Raw genomic sequence first — 6,168 nt, 5'->3', positions numbered from 1 at the left:
GCTGGTTTTTGACGATTTCTGTCCTACTTCATTTGTGGGGCTGCCGAATGTGGGTTTAAATAATACACAGAATTATCCTGGTTTTTTTGAGTAGAAATACTCAACATTTTTCTGAATATTCTTGTATTTTTAGATAATCTAAAATGTTTTTTAAGGTTACTAAGTATTAATTACTCGCCTCCTGGCTCCTGACTCGGTGACTCCTGACTCCTTTTTTTCCAGATTACAATTAGAAGTGCGGAATGTCGGTTGTATACTTTTCTAAACGCTCAATCGCCTCTAAAATATCCCGTAATCGTTCGCTATCATCTCTCATAAAGGAATTGCCTCTCTTAGTACGCGATCTCTAATCCGCTCCTTTAGTCCCTGTTCGGTAGTAATATCCACCTTACACCCTAAAAGCTCTTCCAGTTCTCGAATTAACTGCAAAGGAAACCACGAGCTTCTACGTTCACGGCAATAATCAACTAATAAATCAAGATCACTTTTTTCGTCGGCTTCTCCTCGTGCGACAGACCCAAAAATCCTTACATTAAGAGCACCATGTTTTTCAGCAATCGCAATAATTTGTTCTCGTTTTTCTCGAAGTAAGTTATCAATTTCCATAAATTTTTTTCTCTAGGAGATTTAGTTAACCACAATATCCACACATGAGTATCTAAGATAATCATTGCTCAACATGCCAATATTCATCAATTGGTGTGATAATATCTTTTTCGTAGATAACACTATTTTTGAGTGGATTATTAACTAACCAGTTGATTTCATTATTAGCAGTTGGGACATTCTGCTTAAGTGCCATAATAACATGATGCAGAACGTTAATTGTAGTCTCATCGAGTGAATCTAATTCAAGTTTAAGTTGTTCGCGACTAATCATAAAAGTAAATTCAAAAAAAATCTCTAATCAGAGTAATCTAAATCAAGCTCAATAACCTCCAAAATTTTATCTTCTACAGGTAAAAGATAAGGACGCTTGAGTTCACCTAAGCTTTTCAAAAAGTTTCTCACAGGTCCATCTACTTGGTTTAAAGGAATTTTCTGAAGGCGCTCTGCAAGTTTTTGAATTTCCTGTCTTTCATTGGATGAATAATCCATAGACTTAAGATGTTCTGGTTTTAAAGGATTTTCTAATACAGTATCCCAACATTGTACCAAACAGCAAAAATCATAAACCTCACGAATGATACACCATTGACCACCACGACCTTTTAAATCAGGATTTTCTTTAACGATGATTTGACACACTTCTCCGGGAACAAAACTTAGAGGTACAAGTTTTTTTTCACGGATACGGTCAACAACGCTTTTGACTAGACGAGAAGGAGGAACTTTGCCATCTGCTTCTTTTACTGCTTGTTGCCAGGCTTCCCATTGAGAATCTGGATCTAGCTTAGTCAAAGGGCGAACTTGAGCTTCATTAGCAGGAAAAACTGGTGAAAGAATGTGACCAAATTGGTCACATTTTTGGACAAGGTTCTCGACAACTACTGAAGCTTCAATAATTCTGTAAGGTTGACGACGGGTCAAATAGCCAAAACGCTCCTTACAATATTGTTCAAACGTTTGATGAGTACCGCGATAAAGTTTTTCATCTCTAAGTTGTCTCAAAGCCCTTCCCGCTTCTACAAAACTACTCTCGACAATTTTTTCCAGTTCTTGTCTTCTAGTTTCCTCTTCATGAGAGAGCACCTCAAAAAAAGTCACATCTATCCTGTCTCCAGCCGCATGTTGGTCAGAAAAGGCTGAAGATAATTTTTTTTTGTTCATTCTTTTAACCTCCTGTTTCCTCAGTACGCAAAAGAGAAGTTAAAATCCTCACCATCATTCTTCCTGACAGTATCTGAGTTAGCTTGAACTTTTTTAGACTCTAAAAACTCAACAAGGTCTATGTACTTATAGGGGACTTTCAGAGAAAGGTTATTGACTAAATCAATGTAAAAATCGCCATCGATCGCAAAATAACCCAAACCCTGATAAGTTTTAGCGCCAATTTTGAATTTGACAGAGCATTTTTTCTCTTCAGGAACACAAGTTTTTATCTCCTCATCAATTTCCGTGGGAATAAAGATATCAGACTCCATCTCTGCTTCTTGTTCGAGAGCTTCTAATCGTTGAATCTCTATCTCATCATCTGAATTACCCTCATCTAAGTCATTAGTTTTGTTGAAATGTTGAGGATTTGTTGAATTTTTGTTGACTTCAGTATTAGTGGGGGTTTCAGGTTCATTTGCTGAGGTTGGGATTGTTGTAAGGTCAAGATAATTAATAGTATTACTTAAAAACCCTATTCCAACATTTCCAACAAAACTAGAAAAATAGTTAAAACCATTATTAATACTAGTTTGTACCGTTTCAACAAATCCACCTACAAACCCTCCAACATTTCCAACATTTGGTAGCAAAGTTGAGAAAGTTGAGTGCAAGGGGGTTTTTTCATGGGAGGGTGAGTTTTCATTATCTTGAGGTGGTGATATGGGATGAGGTGGAGTAGGTTTAGGTGGTTTTCCTGAATCTGGAGGAGGATTATTACCATCAGATGATTCCCCTAACAAGAGGTCATCAATAACTAGCGCTACACTGCGTTTTACTGTTACTAAGGTGGCTATGCCCATCTTTGCCATATCTTGGAACAGTTGAGACAATTTTTCGGCTTTAAAATCTTTCAAGACTCCACTGCGCGCTTGTTGAACAATTCTGGTTGTTAGATATTTGGCATTTTTGCCTAGACGACGTGCAATCTTTTTAATTTCTCGGTAAGCTACAGGCATTCCGCTTTCAGAATTGTTTTTTCCATTCCCCCAGGTGCGAATGAGCAGCATTTGACGCAGGAAGTATTTTTTAATTTTGATGGCTTTTTCTATCGCTTCTGCAGGAATAATCGGTGAAATAGGTTGTTGATTGAGTAAACAGTTCATAGCATGAAGATTTAAGGCTATGCGAGCTACTTCCCCTGTTGCTTTGGAGTAAACTGCTCTTAAACCTTGTTGTATGGTTTTCCATCGTATGTCCTCTAGTTCGTTGACGAATTTGTTATAAATTTCTAGTCCACGTGAATCAATTTGACATTCGATAGGAGAAGCTAATAAAGCACTTTTGTAGAGATTATAGAGCATAGGAGAGATGTCTATTTGTTGTTGGTTAAAATCGGTGAAGACTTGCTTCTCTTTGCCTATGAGGAAGTTATATCTTGACCACTGTCCATCGGGGTCGGAAAAGTCTCCCATTTCTCTTAAAATGATTTCAGGCTGAATACCACCGAAAATAGAAACGCAAGTTTTGGGAACTACGGTTCTTTCTGATTTAAGTACACGGGAAATTGTTCCACCATCGTACAAGTTATTAATAAATTGGCGATCGTCTCCTTTGCCTTGTCTATACATGTTCTGAGAGCGCCCAATCGACACTAATTCTTCTTGATGGATGAGGATACCGTTTTTATTTTCGGCATGATTTTTGACGATACCTTCACGACTATACTCGTTAATAACTAGTGGAGCAGGAGATGTGGTAATATAGCTTTCAGGGCGGGGTTTTGGTCCACGATAGTCACGGTGTTGCGCCTCCCAATGTTCGATAGCTTGTTCGTAACTTTCTTTTTCCTTTTGATATTGCTCTAAAACTTCGTTTTGGAGTTGATAGATGGATTTGAGTAAGATTTTGCTGACAATTGACTTTCCTTCTCCTGATTCTCCTACTAGGGCAATATTCAAATTGGAGCGAAATTGTCCCAATACAGGTACTTTGACTTCAATTTTAGTTCCCAAAAGTGAGGAAATAATAGCTAGTATGCCTAGAAAATACTGGGGTTGCAGTTTTTGATTACTCTTACAAAGCTGCATAAAGGCTTGAGCTACTTTAGGGTTGTCATAGAAAAGGTCGTCAAAGGGTAGATATTCTTCTGCTTCCCAGGATTCGAGTTGTTCTAATTCAAGCTTTCTCTCTTCGAGATAATCCTCGTTGTGTCTTTCTTCTATGCGTTTACAGGCGATCGCCCTTACTTCGGCAGCATTATAGTTGTCTAGTTCTTTTGACAGTTGCAGTAATGCTAGGTGTTGGTGGGATTCGGGTAGGTGTTGGTCTAAGATTTTATCAATGCGTTTGATTACTTCTTCTAGGGGTGTCTTTTTGGCTTTTTTGACTCCTGTATCTTTTTGACTAGGAGAGGGCCGAGATAACGTTTTTTGAGGCTTGATATGTTCTCTCCAGTACCAACCTTTAATACAATTAGCGATGCCATCAGGAGTGCAACTAGGTGTGGCATTTGTAGCTAAACACCATTGCCATCTTTCTTCCTCTTCTTTTTGACTCATACCGCTGCGTCGGCAATATTCAGCAAACAGAGATGATCCCGATTCACTGTAAGTTTGTCCGTTCTCAAGAAGGTGTCTTTCTACTCCTACTAACTCTAAACCAACTTGGATGGCTATATTATTGCGTCCTGAGCCTTGGGGTACTCCTGTATTTATCCAGTCTCGGACTTCTTGACGACAGCACTCGATTAAAGGTATAGGTTGGGGAACGGGAATTTTTATTTGCTCGGGATGTTGGGGTAATTTTTCGGGAACAGAATTACTAGGTTGAGGTTGAGTAGATGCTGAGAGTGTAAGTTGAGGTTGTGTTTCTTGTTTAGGTATAGCCCTTCTCAACTCTTCCTGGCTATATTTTTTGCCTGAATCGCTGACAATAACCGATTGTTGATAGACTTGTTTTCCTTCTGTATCAAAACTAATATGCCATGCTCCTGCTAATCTCATTACCCGTGCTGGATTTTTAATGGCTCGGTCTGCATCAGAGTACTCTAGTAAATCTTTCTGTAACTCAATCCAAGAAGAAATTGGTATTGGTTTATTGAAAACCCAGTAAGAATGAATCGATTTCCCACCTGTATCAATCTGGAGTGTAGGTTCAGGTAGATTAAGAGAGCGCCACAGTTCCTTTTGTATTTCTTTATCTAGATTGTCATGTTCATAAAAGAGAGCGCGACCAAATTTTACCTGAACGTTTTTATGTCCACCGCCATTAACTACTAGATAAGCTCCACGTCCATAAGACTGATGAGATTCAATTTGCCGCCAATTTAGTTTGTCAAGTTTTCTCCCTCCGTCAACTGCTTTATTGGGATGAGATGCAGGATAGAAGAAACGAAAGTAAATTTTGTCTGTTGGTTCAAAGCCGAGTAACTCTAATTGACGTAATGCTTGTTTTTGATCGATTTGGGGAAATTTCATGATTACACCTACAGTAATGTTTAGTAATGTTTACAACTGTTGGCATATCTCCTTATTTTCGCTCTTGTGACAATAAATTCGGAAATTGGATAAGGTGTGGTTGTTTTTTATTTGGTGAAATTTTTTTTATTTAATTTTTGAGGTCTTAAATTGGTTAAATTCTCTGAAAATAGATAAAAAATGCCAGAAATGACGATTTTAAAGAAATAATCAGGAACTTTCAAACCCTTTCACCTAACTTCTACACCCTACACCCTGGATATAGAATAATTTAATTGTCACCAACTTGAGTTTCTTATTCCTTCCTATTCAAACTATTCATTTTTATTGATAGCATTGAATTACAAAAAGTGTTTATTTTGGGTAGGCTTATTGATGTGCCGACCTCGGTTTTGTTCAGGAAGGAGATAACTTTTTCTGATTTGGGTAAAACCAGAAATCGGGTTGGGGGAGATATGCCGACTTTCCTATTTCAAGTAGTATGAATAGTTCAGCCGTGATTAAGCTTATGGTCATTTTTTGCCATAGCAGGTTTATTTCTGGTAAGAGAGAAATTAGCTATGGTAAGAGATAAAAATTTGGCAAAAGTTATTTTTCAGCAATCCCTTGTCTAGAATGGGTTTTATTGGGGAGGAGAGTTAGATCTGAAAATAAATTCAGAAAAAAAGTAGATTTTTCCGAAAAATATCTAGACAAGTTTATCTAAGTGCGTTATGATGATATTCATAAAGCGACCTAGCAATGGCTAAACTCATTGCCATTGAAACAAAACTTAAAGTTTAACTAGCGCTTTTCTACATATAACAACCTCCTTCTCCTTTTTCGATTTTTTCGATGCCTTTTTCTATAAGGCGGAGAGTTCCCAAAACAGAAATACACTTTGTAGAATGCCGTCCAAAATTTCCAAGTCTCGGGCGGTATTCGGCGTTAAAGGTAT

3 protein-coding genes and 1 pseudogene are annotated in these 6,168 nt (G+C 37.8%); all 4 read right to left on the bottom strand.

The window, feature by feature from the left end; genetic code table 11:
* Positions 1-312 precede the first annotated feature (312 nt).
* A complete protein-coding gene (locus tag EA365_00465; protein ID TVQ49400.1) occupies positions 313-606 on the bottom strand; it encodes a DNA polymerase subunit beta in 294 nt (97 codons plus the stop codon).
* A 61-nt stretch (positions 607-667) separates the two neighbouring features.
* The gene (locus tag EA365_00460) at positions 668-880 is read right to left on the bottom strand and encodes a hypothetical protein (protein ID TVQ49399.1); all 213 of its coding nucleotides are present in this window, start codon (positions 878-880) and stop codon (positions 668-670) included.
* 320 nt (positions 881-1,200) lie between these two features.
* Positions 1,201-1,770 (bottom strand): annotated as a pseudogene (locus tag EA365_00455) (hypothetical protein).
* Between the two features lie 20 nt (positions 1,771-1,790).
* Positions 1,791-5,231, bottom strand: coding sequence for a DUF3987 domain-containing protein (locus EA365_00450; GenBank protein ID TVQ49398.1), 3,441 nt, complete (start codon positions 5,229-5,231; stop codon positions 1,791-1,793).
* Positions 5,232-6,168: the final 937 nt, after the last annotated feature.

The organism is Gloeocapsa sp. DLM2.Bin57, from assembly GCA_007693955.1.
Lineage (GTDB): Bacteria > Cyanobacteriota > Cyanobacteriia > Cyanobacteriales > Gloeocapsaceae > Gloeocapsa.
The sequence above is the reverse complement of the archived record's forward strand: the minus strand, read 5'-3'. Positions and strand labels throughout refer to the sequence as shown.

Bases quoted from the DNA above. Each gene is read 5' to 3' on its own strand.
- EA365_00465 (TVQ49400.1), bottom strand. From the start codon at position 606: ATGGAAATTGATAACTTACTTCGAGAAAAACGAGAACAAATTATTGCG.
- EA365_00450 (TVQ49398.1), bottom strand. From the start codon at position 5,231: ATGAAATTTCCCCAAATCGATCAAAAACAAGCATTACGTCAATTAGAG.
- EA365_00460 (TVQ49399.1), bottom strand. From the start codon at position 880: ATGATTAGTCGCGAACAACTTAAACTTGAATTAGATTCACTCGATGAG.